Annotated in this window: 13 protein-coding genes; 4 read left to right on the top strand and 9 right to left on the bottom strand. The window is 45.0% G+C overall.

Features of this window, described 5'->3' with window-relative positions; all coding sequences use genetic code 11:
• Window positions 1-54: 54 nt before the first annotated feature.
• Both VFDL14_RS06150 and VFDL14_RS06155 read right to left on the bottom strand, forming a co-directional pair.
• Window positions 55-1113, bottom strand: coding sequence for a hypothetical protein (locus VFDL14_RS06150; RefSeq protein ID WP_419177372.1), 1059 nt, complete (start codon window positions 1111-1113; stop codon window positions 55-57).
• A gap of 16 nt (window positions 1114-1129) precedes the next feature.
• Window positions 1130-2452 (bottom strand): anaerobic sulfatase maturase, encoded by a 1323-nt coding sequence (locus tag VFDL14_RS06155; protein WP_032552435.1) that lies wholly within the window; start codon window positions 2450-2452, stop codon window positions 1130-1132.
• Between the two features lie 137 nt (window positions 2453-2589).
• Between VFDL14_RS06155 and VFDL14_RS06160 the strand changes: the two genes are divergently transcribed.
• Together VFDL14_RS06160 and VFDL14_RS06165 are read left to right on the top strand one after the other, a co-directional pair.
• Window positions 2590-3375 carry a formylglycine-generating enzyme family protein gene (locus VFDL14_RS06160; RefSeq protein WP_032552922.1) on the top strand — a complete coding sequence of 262 codons (786 nt, stop codon included), beginning with the start codon at window positions 2590-2592 and terminating at the stop codon, window positions 3373-3375.
• 133 nt (window positions 3376-3508) lie between these two features.
• The gene (locus tag VFDL14_RS06165; RefSeq protein WP_032552434.1) at window positions 3509-5194 is read left to right on the top strand and encodes an alkaline phosphatase family protein; all 1686 of its coding nucleotides are present in this window, start codon (window positions 3509-3511) and stop codon (window positions 5192-5194) included.
• A gap of 118 nt (window positions 5195-5312) precedes the next feature.
• Here the strand turns inward: VFDL14_RS06165 and VFDL14_RS06170 are convergent, their stop codons facing one another.
• Complete coding sequence (locus tag VFDL14_RS06170) at window positions 5313-6407, bottom strand: substrate-binding domain-containing protein (RefSeq protein ID WP_032552433.1); 1095 nt, start codon at window positions 6405-6407, stop codon at window positions 5313-5315.
• A gap of 81 nt (window positions 6408-6488) precedes the next feature.
• Here VFDL14_RS06170 and VFDL14_RS06175 point away from each other — a divergent pair, with 81 nt between their 5' ends.
• Together VFDL14_RS06175 and VFDL14_RS06180 are read left to right on the top strand one after the other, a co-directional pair.
• The gene (locus VFDL14_RS06175; RefSeq protein ID WP_032552432.1) at window positions 6489-7601 is read left to right on the top strand and encodes a substrate-binding domain-containing protein; all 1113 of its coding nucleotides are present in this window, start codon (window positions 6489-6491) and stop codon (window positions 7599-7601) included.
• On the top strand, window positions 7601-10090 hold the full coding sequence (locus tag VFDL14_RS06180; protein WP_032552431.1) for an EAL domain-containing protein: 2490 nt from the start codon (window positions 7601-7603) through the stop codon (window positions 10088-10090). The genes VFDL14_RS06175 and VFDL14_RS06180 overlap by 1 nt, the downstream gene beginning before the upstream one ends.
• Before the next feature lie 60 nt (window positions 10091-10150).
• On the opposite strand, the gene VFDL14_RS06185 is transcribed toward VFDL14_RS06180, so the two are convergent.
• The 6 genes from VFDL14_RS06185 to VFDL14_RS06210 all read right to left on the bottom strand — a co-directional run bounded on the left by VFDL14_RS06185 (window position 10151) and on the right by VFDL14_RS06210 (window position 16772).
• Window positions 10151-11059: a LysR family transcriptional regulator gene (locus VFDL14_RS06185; protein ID WP_032552430.1), complete on the bottom strand. Its 909-nt coding sequence runs from the start codon at window positions 11057-11059 to the stop codon at window positions 10151-10153.
• Between the two features lie 104 nt (window positions 11060-11163).
• The gene (locus VFDL14_RS06190) at window positions 11164-12519 is read right to left on the bottom strand and encodes a BatD family protein (protein WP_032552429.1); all 1356 of its coding nucleotides are present in this window, start codon (window positions 12517-12519) and stop codon (window positions 11164-11166) included.
• Window positions 12512-14209 (bottom strand): VWA domain-containing protein, encoded by a 1698-nt coding sequence (locus VFDL14_RS06195; RefSeq protein ID WP_032552428.1) that lies wholly within the window; start codon window positions 14207-14209, stop codon window positions 12512-12514. The genes VFDL14_RS06190 and VFDL14_RS06195 overlap by 8 nt, the downstream gene beginning before the upstream one ends.
• The gene (locus VFDL14_RS06200) at window positions 14202-15293 is read right to left on the bottom strand and encodes a vWA domain-containing protein (RefSeq protein ID WP_032552427.1); all 1092 of its coding nucleotides are present in this window, start codon (window positions 15291-15293) and stop codon (window positions 14202-14204) included. Before VFDL14_RS06200 ends, VFDL14_RS06195 begins: the two co-directional genes overlap by 8 nt.
• Window positions 15286-15810 carry a DUF4381 domain-containing protein gene (locus VFDL14_RS06205; RefSeq protein WP_032552426.1) on the bottom strand — a complete coding sequence of 175 codons (525 nt, stop codon included), beginning with the start codon at window positions 15808-15810 and terminating at the stop codon, window positions 15286-15288. Before VFDL14_RS06205 ends, VFDL14_RS06200 begins: the two co-directional genes overlap by 8 nt.
• The gene (locus tag VFDL14_RS06210; RefSeq protein WP_032552425.1) at window positions 15810-16772 is read right to left on the bottom strand and encodes a DUF58 domain-containing protein; all 963 of its coding nucleotides are present in this window, start codon (window positions 16770-16772) and stop codon (window positions 15810-15812) included. The genes VFDL14_RS06205 and VFDL14_RS06210 overlap by 1 nt, the downstream gene beginning before the upstream one ends.

Here is a 16772-nt window from a genome sequence, read left to right as displayed (position 1 = left end):
GCCTCATCGACAGATACCAAAAGAGCTCAACTTGGTTGAGCTCTTTTTTAATAACTAACTAGGGTTAACTCGCTTCTCTTTCAGTTGTTTGATTACATAATCTGGAGCGACCTTCCCCAACTCAGACAAACACTCGTCACTCTTCTGATGTCCATATCGCACATAGATGTCACACACCGCATACAATTGCTCTGGCGCACCAGAGATCATGTACGCTTTCTCGAATGATTCTGTCGATTTATCTATGCTTAAAGGCTCTTGTAAAACACCATTAAGGTACCAGTAGTAGCTGTTATCTTTTGCTAGGTGCGCTGCTTTCTCTATTTCAGCAGCCGCTGCGCTTTTATCTTCTAAACGCACTAGAGTGAGCGATTTTGAATAGTGCAGGGCTGCATTGCCGGGCATTTTTTCAAGGCCACGATCCAGTATGCTCACTGCTTCTTTGTCTCTCCCTTGAGCTCGGTAGTTATCTGCAAAGCTTAACCATACTTGTGGATCTTCAGATCGTGTTTTCACAAGTTCAAGATAGATAGTCTCTGCCTTATCTGGATGCGCGTACCAACGCAGCACATCAGCTAATAGCAACTGATACTCCTGTGTCGGCTGCTGCTCTAAGAACTCAATCAAAGATGTTACCGGCTCATCCAATTGCGCTTTCTGATCTGCATTCATCACACCGTAATCACGAACAAGGTTTGAAGCGGCGCTGTGTTTAACCATTTCTGATTCATCATTGAGTAACGGTGATACGAGTGTCCAACGATGCTCGAAAGGATATGGCGCAGCTCCAATCACTGCTGCTTCTCGCACTTCAGAGTTTGAATCTTTCAATCCTCGCGCGACAGCGACAAGCGCATTTTGGCTTGGATAGGCGCCCAACGCTCGCAGTGCGCCTGTGCGATTCTGTATTGATTGTGATTGGTCTTGCGCCATGTACGAAAGCTGTTGAATGCGTTGCTGTGGATCACTAGAAAGCTCCCCTTCGACATGTTGCTCTGCTGGTGTTTGTAAAGCCGAGCCACTTTGAGCAGGACTTAAATCATTGCTCGCTGCAAAACCTGACGTTGAAAGCATTAAAGCAATCATGGTCGCTAAACTTCTTTTAATCATCATAAGTGCCTCGTTCCAATTAAAACTTAGTTTCGAATGTCGGTTGCTGACGACGTTTTGCAATCAATACTGCATCGCTATATTTTCCGTGCGCAACAGGGTGACCCATCGCTCGCAGAATGTAAGCCATCGACTTATCGACATGAGAAAAGAACTTATGCCACCCGGCACAAAGATAATTTAAGCCTGATTCTCCATCACGAGTTTTAATGAAACGGTTTTTTGGGCACTCACCATGACAAGCAAACTTATAATCACATTGTTGACATTGGCTTGTCAGAGTTTTCGATTTCGCAAAACCAAATGTTTGTTGAGATGGACTGTACGCCATTTGATCCAGTTTCTGATGATGGATGTTACCCACTTTGTATTCTGGGTATACATAATGGTCACAAGCAAACACATCACCATTTGGCTCCATAGCCAAACCTTTGCCACATAGCTCATTTAAGGTACATAACGGATTTGGACGCCCCATCCAAGTTTCAATGCTCGCCTCAAAATACTGCACGAAGACTTTGCCAATATCGTTTCTTGCCCATTCATCGAACACAGCGATGAGGAAGTTGCCCCACGCTAAATCAGATACACACCACGACTCCATCACCGAGTGTTTGTGCCCAGGAATAAGTCGCTTATCGCCTTGCATAAGCTGAGCGTCGAACTCAAAGGTTTGAGGTGCGACAGTACGGAACGTCTTCTGTTCTACGATAGGAATAAACTGCATCTGTGGCGATTTAACGACATCGCGCAAGAATCGGTACACTTCCAACGGGTTCTGGCTAGTAAGATTATTCACGCAGGTTAGTGTCGCGAATTTCACTTTGTGTTTATGTAGCAGGTCGACTGCCGCCATCACCTGCTTAAAGGTGCCGCGCCCCGCTTTATTGGTTCGATAGGTATTGTGAAGTAACTCTGGGCCGTCAATGCTCAAACCAATTAGGAAGTTGTTCTCAGCTAAAAACTGGCACCACTCATCATTCAACAGAGTGCCATTGGTTTGGAGGTCGTTAGATATCACAATGCCTTGTGGCTGGTATTTTTTTTGTAGTTCTACAATCTTTTGAAAGTACTCAAGACCAAGCATGGTTGGCTCACCGCCTTGCCACGAGAAAATAATCTCAGGCGTGTTTTGGCCTTCAATATATTGGCGAATATAGGTTTCTAGTGTTTCATCGTCCATCTTTGGAGAACAACCTTTCTTGTACTCCAATAAATCCTGCTTACTTAGGTAATAACAGTACGTGCAATCGATGTTGCATGCCGCACCAATTGGTTTCGCCATAACGTGCAATCGTTTTGAAGCCTTACCGTTATATTGAGGACCTTGAGTAATATGCATGATTCATGTACCTATTTTTAGTGTCTGCACTCATCATAAAACGCCTTGCTATCAGTAGCTTGTTATACCCTTTATAACCAATTGGAATAGCCGAAATGGGTAAAATTACGCCACTCCCATTCGATAGAGGCTTCCTAATGAAGAGCTTGAATTACAAACACTTAACGACTTCTGGCAGCATATTACTTACTTTGATGGTTTCAGGTTGTGCGACAACACCTGAACACCCTATTGCCCAACGTATCAATCAAGACATGGTGCTCGTTGAAGGCGGCAGCTTTAGCATGGGTTCCGACGCAGACTCAGCAAAAAAAGCAGAGACACCCGCGCGTGAAGTGACCGTAAACAGCTTCTATATTTCTAAGTTTGAGGTGACCCAAGAGATCTTTGAATCTGTCATGGGCTCATCGATGAGCTACTTCCCTAACCCACAAGTACCAGTGAACAATCTAAGCTGGCAACAAGCCGTCTATTTTGTTGACCAACTCAACGAACTAACGGGTGAGAATTACCGCCTACCAACGGAAGCAGAATGGGAGTTTGCAGCCAAAGGCGGTAATAAAAGTGAGGGATATATCTATAGTGGTTCCAATAACTTAGACGACGTAGCTTGGTACTCTAAAAACTCAGAAAATAGTGCCCATCCTGTAGGCTTAAAGCAGCCGAATGAACTAGGCTTATATGACATGACGGGCAACGTTGGCGAGTTTGTTATTGATGCGTTCGATGACACTTATTACCGATACGCACCTTCCGACAATCCGAACAATGCTAAACACAGCGACATTGGATTATCACATAAATCAGTCCGGGGCGGCAGTTTTGCCTACGATAGTGATGAATCGGAAAGCTACAGACGAGATTTCGCAAGTCAGTCAATCACCATGTCTGACATGGGACTTCGCCTCGTTAAGGATAAATAAACACATTTGAGCCTAGTGACTCATCCGTCATGACATAACTGATGGTTATGAAGCAATGGAGATCCTTTGATTTACCGCTGCTTTTAACCATCTTTACAACGTCAGTTAAAATAACAATTCTCAAGGGTATGCTATGCAATACGCGAAACTGTCTGGACTCGCCCTAGCGCTTGTCTGTTCTCTACCTACGCTAGCTTCTGAAAACAAACCCAATTTAGTACTTCAAATAACCGTAGATGGTCTTCGTGCAGACCTTCTAGAAAGATACAAACACAACTTTGGCGAAGGTGGTTTTCGCTACCTAATGGAAGATGGCACCTACTACACCAACGCACATTACCAACATGGTAATACTGAGACCATTGTTGGTCACGTCTCTTTAGCGACAGGCGCTCCGCCTAGCGTCCATGGCATGGTCGGCAACGTTTGGTACGATCGCAGTCAAGAGCGTTTGGTCTACAACGTTGAGGACTCAAACTACAACATGTTGACCTCTGGTGCTGGCGTGGATAAAGCGACAGAAATCGACCCAACGCAAAAAGCGGCAGGTGGTGATGGGCGTTCGCCAGAGCCAATCCTCTCTACCACTTTCAGTGATGAGCTGACTATTTCAAACAGTGGTCAATCCAAGATATTTGCAGTATCCGTTAAAGACCGTGGTGCGATTTCTCTCGCTGGCCATAGTGGCAAGGCATTTTGGTTTTCCAAGGCACAATCTGAGTTTGTTACCAGTAATTATTACTATGATGAGTACCCAGCTTGGGTTGAACGATGGAACGAAAAAGCCATCCCTAGCCAATACTCCAAGCAGAAGTGGGAGTTATCGCTACCTAGAGAGGCTTACACCCTAGAAGAGCATAACCCAGACCATAAAGTAGAGTTAGCAGGTTTCCAACGCACCTTCCCACACCCTTATGGACCGGCCAGTTACAAGTACTACAGCACTATGTTAACCGTCAGTCCTGCTGGTGATGAGATTACGGAGAACTTTGCCAGTACCCTATTGATGCAAGAGAAGCTTGGGCAAGGGAAAGCTACTGACTACCTATCAGTCAGCTTTTCATCAAACGATTATGTTATCCACCTTTATGGCCCTGAGAGTCTAGAAGCTGAGGATAACCTGATTCGATTAGACAAGACGCTTGCGAAGCTATTTAAGAACATCGATAACCATGTAGGGTTGGAAAATACCTTAATCGTACTCTCGGCAGACCATGGGGTACCGGAATCTTCACCTGCAGCGAACGTACTTGGCTTTACTCAAGCTCAGTATTTTAATAAAGACTCTCTTCTTTCAGCGGGTGTCGAGAAACGCCTTAAAGATGAATTTGGTTTGAGTAAAGATGCGATCCGTCTCTATGCTCAACCATACGTGTACCTAAACCATGAACTCTTAAAAGAGAAAAAAGTAGATTTAGAAGCCGTACAAGCAGCAATAGCGGATGAGGTCTCGAAAGTTGAAGGTGTGGCTTATGCCGTATCGAGCAATGATATTGCAGCCAACCGCGTACCAAATACACACATCATGAACCTGATAAAGAACAACTATCACCCGGCACGTTCTGGTGATGTCTATATCGTGTTTGCACCTCGCAGCTATATTAACGACATGGAAGGGTTACAGATCGCGTCTACTCATGGCTCACCTTGGCGCTACGATACTCACGTGCCAGTGATCTTTGCAGGTTACGATGTAGAAGGTCAAAAAGTCTCGCGCAGTATCACTCCGTACGACATCGCTCCGACACTATCAAACAAACTTGGGATTACTCAACCGAGTGGCTCAATCGGCGAAGTTCTAAAAGAAGTTACTAATTAGAAAATAATTACTGCTAATACTCAGTTTGATAACCTAAAGCAAGAGTCGATTATCTGCGGGCGTTTATGTCACATAGATAATCGACTCTTTGTTTATTCTGTTATTCGGTAACGGTGAATTAATGTTTGCCTGAATAACGAAATGCTTCTTCCGTTAGCTTATCTAACTGGTCATCATTCATCTTATTGTGTACCACAGTGATACGCCCTAGATAAATGAGTGGCACCTCTGACTCACGCTTTTCGAGGTGAAACTTTATCGCTTCAGCCGTCGCAACACCGAGATCATCGCTCATACGCATTGGCGTGGCATCTAACTCGTCTGAACGAATCTTCTCAATCTCTTTGGCTGTTCCACCCCAACCCGTTAGATAGATGTTTGGCAATTTTCCAGCTTCATTCAGAGCATCAATCGCCCCGATTGTCATTGCGGTATTGGCATTATGTACCATGGTCACTTCTGGGAAGTTTCCTAGTACTAATCGAATCCCATCGGCACCACCAATTTTCTGATATTGACCAAAGTGCTCGTAAACTGTCAGCCAATTGCCCTTCTCTTCTACGCAGTCAATAAAGCCTTGAGAACGCTGTGTGTCGGTAATTCCCGGTATTCCTCGATTCGCAGAAAACTCCACATCTTCTCCAAGCACCTTCACGACATGATCGCACAACACTTCCGCACCCATTGCGCTTGAAAAGTCAAACCAGCTGTCTGGCTGATGCTCCCATTTTTCATTTGGTGTGTGGAATGCCCAAATAAAGGTTTTGAATTCATCGGATGCAGACAGCTTTTGAATGTTCTCAGCTTGAAAACCTAGTTCAGACGGACCAAAAATCACAAAATCATAAGGCGTATCAGAGCTCAGAACTTGCTCGATGTATTGAGTTTGCAGCGAGTGTTCAATCTGTTTAGAAGTGAATTGCTCGATTTCAAATGGCAGATCTAATGCAACCAGTCGCTCTTTCAATGCAACGTAGTTTCGTATCCAAAAGTCAGAAATATCTGCACTTGGGTAAATTAATGCAATTCGAACCGGTTTTTCCACCGTCATTGGAGCTAAAGCAACGGGTTTTCCACTGACAGTTTCTTGAAATTTATGAAGTTTCTTAACATCTGACTCAGACCTTACCCCGTCAGCCTGTGTGGAAAAAGAGAGCGTAGAACAAGCAATAACTAAGACCGATAAAATGTTTTTATAAATCTGACCCGGCATAAATGTTACCAAAAGTTTGAATGTTTATTGACAATATTATAAATATAGAGCCGTTATCGTTTAAAGCCTTTTATAAACATCATGAATAAAATGTTAATTTTTGTGAGTTGGCTGCTTGTTGGTACCTGGGGGACTCCCAGTTTGGCAGACAGTGAACAGCAATTCTTCGAATATGCGAAAGAAAAAGTGATACGAGCAGTATCAAGCCAACAGCATTGGGACGGACCCACTCAAGGCCCGAGGATTCGCCACGAGAAAAGTGTCATCTTTGTTGCCTCTGATCTCCGCAACGGAGGCGTTTATGGTGTTGGTCGCGGGATCTCTGAAGCGATTTCGAACATCAATTGGCATCTTAGATTTATCGATGGTTTGGGCTCAAAAGTTCGCCAAGGCGCTGCTATCAGAAAGGCCATCAGCTTTCAGCCCGACGCGATTGTATTAGGTGGCATTGATGCAGTACGACATAAGCACATCCTAAAACAAGCTGAAGAACTAGGCATTGTTGTTATTGGATGGCACGCGACTGAGTTTGTTGGCGGTAACCCTGAAATCGGTCTATATACCAACATCACAACCGATCCTCTTGCTGTTGCAGAGGTTGCTGCGCTTTTAGCGATAGTAAATTCTAATGGCCAAGCCAAAACAGTGGTCTTTACCGACCCCAATTATGAGATTGCGATGATCAAAGCCAATGCGATGGTCGAAACAATTAAGCGTTGCGCAACATGTGATGTTCTTGAACTCCACTATTTGCCGCTGGACAAAATTGCGGAGCAAATGCCAGCTACGCTACAAACTCTCGATAAGAAGTACGGCCAAGAAATCACTCACCTTTTAGCAATTAATGACCTTTACATTGATTATGCGATCCCTTCTTTAGAGACCAACGTCGAACAACTAAGAGTCATCCCGAATAACATTTCAGCTGGAGATGGCAGTAAAGCGGCATACAAACGTATTAACAGTGGTCAATTCCAACTGGCCACTGTTCCTGAGCCTTTATATCTACAAGGTTGGCAGATAGTTGATGAGTTAAATCGCGCATTCAATGGCATGCCGCCTAGCGGGTATTCAGCGCCAGTGCACCTCGTCACTCCAGATAATGTTGAAGAACTTATCGGCCAAGAAGATAAAGGGGTCTACGACCCTCAAAATGGCTACCGTGAAGCCTATCTGAAGATTTGGAAGCGTTAATGAAATTACATCAGATAAACATCACTCAAAGGCTCATCTTGTCCAACCTTGTTTCGCTGCTGATTGTAAGTTTAGCGGTGATCGTTGTGATTCGATCGCTCTACTACGTTGAGTCGACATTGAAGACAGAAACTTCAACACATGTTTCAGAGCTCATTGTTAACTCTGAAATAAGTCGTCGTGTATTTGCGCTAACTTCAAGAGTGAAATTGCTCGAACAAACCTTTTTGTTCAGTGAAAGTACGCTTTCAGAAGAGGCATTCAACGTGGATTTACAGCTACAAAAGCTCAGAGATTTATCGACCAATGAAGGTTTTTCTCAAAAGATCGACGCATTCATTGATAACTTTCACCGTTTTCTTGGTAGCTCGCTGGCGCTCAATCGAATCCTGAAACAGACCAATCAAATTGATGTCACTTTATCTGAGCAGCTTGATCAGCTCGAATTCGCGATAGCAGACAGTCGACTTAGGCTCATAGAACAGCCTAACTTGATCAACTACGATAATGAGCTCGACCTGTTTAACATGTTAAGAGAGTCTTTTCTAACATCAGGAAAAATGATCGGCGACATCCATAGCCGTATCACGCCAGAAACAGAAAAGGTGCTGATCATTGCCGTCGAAAAAGAGCTCGATATCTTTCTACTTCATTTAGAAAACGTTGATATCAAAACAGCTGCTGTCATCGCAGAAAAAGAGAAAATTAGCAAAACCGTAAAACGGTACAACTCAGCCCTTAAACGCATTAGAGCTAACTTAGAGCAACGCTGGATCGTAATGGCTTCTCTACTGGAAGCTCAAAGTGATCTGCTAGACATGGTAGAAAACACGGAGTCACGTGTTCAAGGGCAAGCCTTAGCATTGACCGACAAGTTAGAAAAAGAGATCGCAAATTCAAGGTTCAACGCGATTATCATCAGTCTATTTGCGGTCTTGCTATCCATGTTATTGGTAAACTACGTTGTCAGACATCACATCAGACAACCACTGAATGCCTTAAAACAAGGTTTTGATCGTCTGGAATCGGAAAGCCTCAGAAAGCCAATTAACTTGGGGCGTACCGATGAATGGTCACACCTTGAGAAAGCTTACAACGATATGTCGTTGCGTCTGTCAGAGGCTTATTTAGACCTAACAGAAGAGAAAAAGAACTTCGATTTTCTCGCACACCACGATCCACTGACTTGCTTAGCAAACCGCTTGTTGGCAACCAAGCTTTTAGATAGAGAGATTCAGCAGTCCATCGATAACAATTCGCCGTTTTTGCTGTTTTATCTTGATATCGATGAATTCAAAACCATTAATGATTCACTCGGTCATGCACCCGGTGACAACTTATTAGTTAGCGTTTCAGACATTTTAACCAACATCGTTGGCGATCAAGGCTTCGTTGCTCGAATGGGCGGAGATGAATTCTTGGTGGTATATCCGAACATGAGATTAGAAGAGAGCGAACCGATCGCTAAACGTCTCAATCATGCATTGAGACGACCATATTACATCGGTAGCAACTCTATCTTCGTTTCTGCAAGTATTGGCGTGTGTGAGTACCCTACTCACGGTGCTGATCGCGAAACCCTAATTCGAAACGCAGACACTGCAATGTATCACGCGAAACGAAACGGTCGAGATCAATACCGAGTCTATGCCGATAAAATGACCCATGAAGCTCACGACCTTATTGAAACCAATATGGGTCTACGCCATGCGATCGCTAATGACGAACTGGAAGTGTTCTTCCAACCTAAGGTCGACCTCAATACTCAAGAGATTATTGGTGCCGAGGCATTGGTTCGTTGGCAGCACCCAAAGCTTGGATTGCTTCCGCCTGTTGATTTCCTAGAAGTTGCCGAAAAGAGCGATCTGATTATCGATATTGATAAATGGGTGTTCAAGAAAGTAGCGTGCCTGATTACTGAATGGCAACGTGACGGTATTGACCTTGAAGGTGTCACTTTCTCAATCAACTTCTCTGCGAGAATGTTCTATAGAACAGACCTTGCAGAACAGTTGCAAGAGATCCTTGATCAAACGGACTGTAAGCCTCATCAGTTGTTATTAGAAATAACTGAGCGTGACATGATGCGTGATTTCGAAACCTGCTCAAGAACGATAGAGTTGCTGCACTCTAAAGGTTACAAGATTGCCATTGATGATTTTGGTACCGGATATTCATCGCTATCGGTATTGAAAAACCTATCTGCGGATTGCGTTAAGCTCGATCGAAGCTTTGTTGAGGACATCAACTCGTCGAAAGTTGATTATGAAATTACGTGCGCCATTCTCAAACTAGCGCAAATACTGAATTTCTCGGTAATTGCAGAAGGCTTAGAAACACAGTGCCATGTACGTACACTGCGCCAAATCGGCTGTAAATACGCGCAGGGTTACTTCTTTGCACGTCCACTGCCTGTTGATGATTGGCTGACTTACTTTCTTCAAAACCGAGAACTCGTTCCAAAGCAGGTTGCGTTAGAGCAAGTCTAACGATAAACCTCTTATTCCTTAAGCACTATGCCCCAGACACAAACGTCTGGGGTCATTATTTTATTGCGACATGACTTCTTTAGCAGCTGCTTTCAATTTGCATCGAAGCCATTTATGGCTTGGCTCGTTAGTTCTACTCGGGTGCCAAATCATACACATATCTAAATCTTCTAGATCAAATGGCAGTGGTAAGGTCTTAAGTTTGTATTTATTACCAAAACAACGAACCGACGACATAGGCAACATACCGATGTAGTCGGAGTTCTCAATGACAGGCATCATTTCGACGACTCCAGCCGCGCGATACACAATGCGACGCTTCTCCAACTCTTGAGAATCCTCTGCGCTTAATAAGCTTTTGCGAGCATGCCAACGAGAAACAACCACATGGTCATGGGTCAGAAACTCCTCAATATCCATGCTATCACCAATCGTTGGGTGATCTTCTCGACACACCACCACCAGCTCTTCTGTTGAAATCGTTTCGTGTTTCAACATGGTGCGCCCTCTCGGCGTCATGTCGACAATAATATCATGTCTTTGCAAACGTAAGTCCGACTCATAATCTTCAGTAAACAGAGGGTGAATTTCTAAGGCAATATTGGGGGCAGTTTGACTGATGAGATTCATCAGTTTAGGCATCAGCTCATAGCTCGCAGCTGATACGCAAGCAATCGAGAAGATTCGATTGGAGGTTTTAGGGTCAAAATCTCTCGATGCAGAGAGCGTTGAGGTGAAGTTTTTCAAAGCGGCCGACATTGCAGGATAGATGTCCGATGCAAAAGCGGTTGGTTCAACACCCGACGTGGTACGATGGAACAGAGGCTCGTCGTAGATATCTCTAAGCTTTGCTAGCGCTTTACTCACTGCCGGCTGGCTTATATCCATACGCGCTGCCGCTTTGGACAAATTCTGTTCTTCGTAAATCGCGACAAAAATGGGAATCAGGTTCAGTTCAGTGCTTTTCATAGAGCTCCAATATGGCTAAGCAGACTCCCCATGATGTCGAGTCTGCAAATGTACTTTTATAATCCTAGTTGATTCAGTGGCATAACACCGCGATACGGCACACGCTATCGAGATTTACGGTCCAAATCAGGTAAGGCTTTAGGAAAATATTTTCGCCACCAAGGTAGCGGGCTTTGGCTAATGTTCGGATCATTATGGTTGTGGGTTTCAATCACCACCTTCCAAACGCGCTGCAAAATGTGAGTCTCTTGGCTGCCTTTTTGAAATGCAAAATTTGTCTCTGACCAATCTTCAGTATCCGCACACTTATCAAGCTCCAGCAGTGACGATTTACTTCTGAGCTCTCGATAAACAAATCCGCGAATCTTCGGCCAATTGCCCGCTTTTACAACTCGGCGGAATGCCAACCACCTTGGAGTCGGACGTGTCTGATAATAACGCCTCCCCGCTAACACTATTATCACTACAATCGCAATAAACAAAGCAGCGACAATCATGGCTGTTGAGTACGCTTTAACAAATGACTTTAGAGTGTGCTTCGCGCTAAATGACGTAGACTCCAATACAACCGTTTCTAATCGTTCGTCTTTAGTATTCCACCACTGAAAGGTCAACTCAGGTAGCGTGAAATCACCACCTTGTTGGATAACATACACCGACTCTTCAATTCGCTCTGAGCGGTAATCCCCACGCTCTTGCGTATCATCTAATTTATGCGGTTGAGGGTATGCCTGGTATTGAGCTGTAGATTCGTTCTCTAACAAGTTAGGCAGCAGTACCGATAAGCTGTCTTGTGCCTTGATAGTAACGGTTCGAGTGATCGCATCACCAACCTTTAAATTCTCATTAGATTGTTGCCACTGCTGCTCAACATCAACACTGGTCGCACTAAACCAAGGAGTGTCATCGGTGAGTAAACCCGAGGGTAACTGTGTTTTGAATTTGATCGGTTGGGTATATAGCGTTCCACTCACTTTCTCGCCATCGTCCGCGGATACTTGCAGACGAACTGGCAGACGCGGTATCACATAGTCTCCGCTCTTTTGCGGGTACAAGGTGATTTCCCAACGCTGTCTTGACCACGTTTCCCCATTTTTACGTGCCGTGTAGTTAGTGGCGAGTGTATTCCTTTGCTTTGCAATAACGTCCGCCATTTCTACGTTACCAATACGTGTACCGCCAGTGAACCAGCGTGGCGTCGCAACTTCAATCGTTAATACAACCTGCTCATTAACACTGAAAGTCGGTATTTCCTTCTTGGGTTCACTCTCGTCGGATGTTGTCGGTTGCTTTCCTACCCAAGCAATTAACTCTACCTTTCCTGCTTTGTACAGGTCATTAATGTCGTTAGCTAAAACCGATTGAGATGTCATACTCATAATCAAAACAGCAGTAATAACTAATAGACCGGGGCAGTTTTTTAACGCGCTTTTCATTCTATGACGCAGAGATTTATTCATTATTGCTCTCCTGCTCTACATCGATTTGTGGCTCTCGTAACTGGATCTGAAACTTAGCTTTTAGGAAGTACTTCGGATCCGCCTCGACTCTTTTCAACCATTTATCAGACAGCTCTTGGCTACCAAGTATTTCATTGGCGTTCAGGGTCTCTTTGAGCATCAGTTCTGCAACCGTTTCTTCTTCTGCACCATCACCGGTTCTTGGTTTATCTTCATCAAGTTCAAATGACTCTTCAGGCCCATCGGTCGTGCCTGCTTGGCTTTCACTCATGCGATTTACCTCTTCAACAATACCGTTGAATACTGCGAGGTTGTGCTCAACCTTTTCGGCAAGCTCGTTATCAAGATCTGGTTTCTCCAAAAGTGATTTCAATAAGTCACGAGCGGCTAAGTATTCTCTCTGACGCGCTAGCGCTGTCGCTGAGTAATAGACACCTAAATCTGTCTTGGTTTGTAAGAAAGCGCTATGAGCAAGCTTGAACTCACGGGCATAGTAGTAAGCGACACCTTTGCGAAGTGGATCTTGAAAATGCTTCGCCGCCTCAAGGTACTCTTGCTGATTAAGTAGACGTTGCCCTTGCTGGTCGGGTGTTAACCATAAATCCCACCACCATTGAGAGGCTTTGTCCCAAGCTGTGACTTCTTCAATTTGAACTGGTTTTTCCGCCGTCAACTTAACAGGTTCAGCCATCGTCGGGTTAGAGTAGACGGAACCTGTCACCAGTACACCAACCACACACCATTGCACTAACCAACCCTTTCGGAACCATAACAACATAATGAGAGCAATAGGAAACAGTAACCCATAGCCCATGTCTTTCCACGGCATTGCTGATTCACCATTAAGCTGCATATTTCGTTCAACCGCACGGTTTAGTGCTTGAATGTCGGCGTCATCGACCGTGACTTCAATAACTCGCCCTCCCGTCGCACTCGCCAGATCATTCAATGCACTTAGGTCCACTGGGTTATCACTCACAATGTCGCGGTTTCCTGCAGCGAGGATCAACAGTTGATAAGGTTTGTCGTTAAAAAACGTTTCGTATGCTTTAATGGTTGCTGGATTGACACCATCAGTTACCAGCAGCACTGTCGAACCTGGTTCACTATTTAATTGTTGATCAATGAGAGGCAGGGCTGTTTCCGCAATTTTTCCTGCTACTGGCATAATCTCTGGTGTAATCGCGGCTAAGAAGGGCTCGAATACTTTACTATCTTGCGTCACTGGCATTGCAGCATGTGCACTGCCTGAGTAAACAACTAACCCAGTATTACCGCCATTACGCGCGGCCAGTAAATCACGAATCTTCTGCTTTGAACGCTCCAAGCGACTAGGAGGCAGGTCTTTGAGAAGCATGGTCTCGCTGTTATCTAACACAACCAACATAGAGGCCTTATCTTCACCAAAAGGCGAGGCCTCTCTTTGCCATGTTGGACCTGCACAAATCATTATCGCAATGGCGACGATCACCATTAATAGCTTCAGTGGCAACTGTTTACGCCAGCCTCGTTCTCCGATGGTGAGAGCGTAACGCAGATGCTCAGGCAGCACATCTTTCCAGCTAGGCTTTGTCTCTTCACGCCAACGCAACCAAAGCAAGAAGAACATTGGAATGAAGGCGAGCAGCCACAATGGGCGAATAAAATGAAATTGAGTAAACACTTGTTGCAAAACGAGAGAATCAAACATTCTGTTCTCCTTGTTTTTGCTCCTGAACCAAAGGTTGTTTCGCTTTTCTTAAGAGACTTCGACGACGAATAGTCGCAGCGCTGAAGGCGGTCAAATACATAATAACCACGATTGCCATTAAGTAATGATGAATCGTCTGTTTCGGACGATAAGTCGTGCTCTCATAGAGCTGAGGTTCTAGTTCACCGATTTCCGCATAAGCCTTTTGTAGTTCGACTCGATTCAACGCTTCAAATGCGCTGCCTCCCGACTCCTCAGCTATACGACGAATGGTTTCCATATCCAAAGCCACTTCACCAACGGTTTGTGGGTCGCCCATTGCGATGACATGGATACGCACACCTTTAGCTTTAGCCACCTTAGCGGCATCAATTGGCTCAACGAAACTGCCTGTGTCATTGCCATCCGTCAGTACGATCACCACTTTTTCTCTTTCCTGATCAGGTATTTGGTCACTCAAAGCATCTCGTTGACTATGGCTCTGTTCGAAAACTTTAATTGCAAGGCCAATCGCATCGCCCAAATGAGTACTCTGCCCTGCCATAGCAACATCCGTCTGGTTAAGCAGTTCTAGCCACACGCTTTGGTCTGCAGTAAATGGCGTTTGAACGAACGCAGCATCACCAAACAAGATCAACCCTAGGCGGTCGCCTTCTCGCGTCTTCGCAAAATCGGATAGCACCTCTTTGGTTGCATCAAGACGCGAGATTCTTTCTCCGGCTTTCGAGGTAAAGTCCTCCTCCGCCATAGAGCCAGATAGATCGACAACCACCATAACGTCACGACCGAACTGTTCGCGAGTTTGCGGCTCTCCAAGAATGGTCGGTTTCGCCAACGCGCAAACGACCAAGATCCAAGTAACAATTAGAGTAACTCGCTGCCACCAGCTAGGTGTTAACTGACTAGCGCCCTCAGACGGTGTCTCACCAATGGCATCAACCAGGTCTCGAAAGAAAGGAACTTTAATCGCCATCTGCTTTGTTCGATACGCAGGAACAGCAAAGTAGACAAGAAACGGTAGCGGAAGTATCACTAACCAAAGTGGATGTTCAAATTCAAAACTAGGTGAAATTAGTTCAACCACGTGGCGTCTCCTGAGGATTCTCTGAACCTCTGTATTGGTGCAATTTCACCCATGTGGTCGCCTTCTCGATGATCTCCACACGTTGCTCAAATGTCAGATAAATGCTCGGATTAACTAAGCTGTCGATCCAGATTTTAGAAGCGCTGTCCTGAAAAATAGTGGATGCTTTCTTCGGCAAGTAGCCATCAAGTGTAGCTAATGCACGTTCACCATGAATACTCGCATGACGAGCATTCAGATATCGAAGGACCGATTTCAGCACTTCAAAAGCACGCTTAGCTGAGCCTTTATCAGAAGGATCTAACTGATCAAGCACGTCTAACGCTTCTTGACGATAGCGGTTATTCCAACGATAACAAGCGTAGCGATAAGCGGCGTATGCAAACGCTATGATTAGCGCGACACCTAGAACCTTCCAGCCTATCGTTTGAGGTAGCCAACTGACGCTGTCAGGTACCACGACATCTTGAATATCACGCAGTATATAAGTACTAGGTGGGGCATGTTCGACTGACATTAGCGACCTCCCACCAGCTTTTGGAATTGAGACACGTGTTGCCCCGAGGTATCTACTTCGATATACGGCAGATGCTTAATCGCCATTAACTTAGCTAATGACTGCTTCTGAAGCGCAGCTTTTTGTGCCAAGCTTTCGCTCGCCGCTGACACTTTGCTTTGGCTGTCTAGGTTGAGCTGGTATCGACCATCGCCTACCACCCACTTTGCGTCCGCGAGTGTATGTGGAAGTGCTTGTTCTAGAGGGTCACTGACCATAATTGCCAGAACATCATTATGCTGTTGCAGCTGTTGCAAACGATCGAGATGATGCTCTTCACAATCACGCCAATCACTAATAAAAATAAGAGTAGATTGCTTAAGCCCCATGCGTTTAATTCGCTCAATCCAACGACTGAACGTCACATCGTTATTATCATGTGAAGCCACATCTAGACTCTGGTTAGCCTTAACCAGATGCTTTAATTGGGAAAGCAGATCATTTTGGGAACGTTGCGCCTTACTGTGAAATAGCGCTTGATGTGATGCGATCAGGTAGCCAACGCGGTCGCCGTCTTTAAGCACTCGCCAACCACAGATTGCCGCAAGCTCCGCAGCAACCACCGATTTCATAACGGATTGAGAAGCAAAAAACATTGAACTGCGTTGGTCGACACAAATCATAACATTACGGTCTTTCTCTTCGGTATAGCTACGAACATGTGGCTTACCGGTACGCATCGTTACTTTCCAATCCAGATTTCGAATGTCGTCGCCTAATTGGTAATGCCTTAACTCTTCAAAGTTAAGACCGCGACCACGAAACAAGGAATTATGACGACCAGACAGCACACTGCCGGCCTTCAAGTGTGGCAATAAAGTAAACGACTCGGCTTGAGCCTGTAACCGAACGAGCTTTGCATAATCGCAGTACAGCCGAGGATCTAGCCCTTGTGACTGTGGCGCTTGAGTTGGCTTAGCCAT

The organism is Vibrio fortis (genome assembly GCF_000695685.1).
Lineage (GTDB): Bacteria > Pseudomonadota > Gammaproteobacteria > Enterobacterales > Vibrionaceae > Vibrio > Vibrio fortis_A.
The sequence above is the reverse complement of the archived record's forward strand: the minus strand, read 5'-3'. Positions and strand labels throughout refer to the sequence as shown.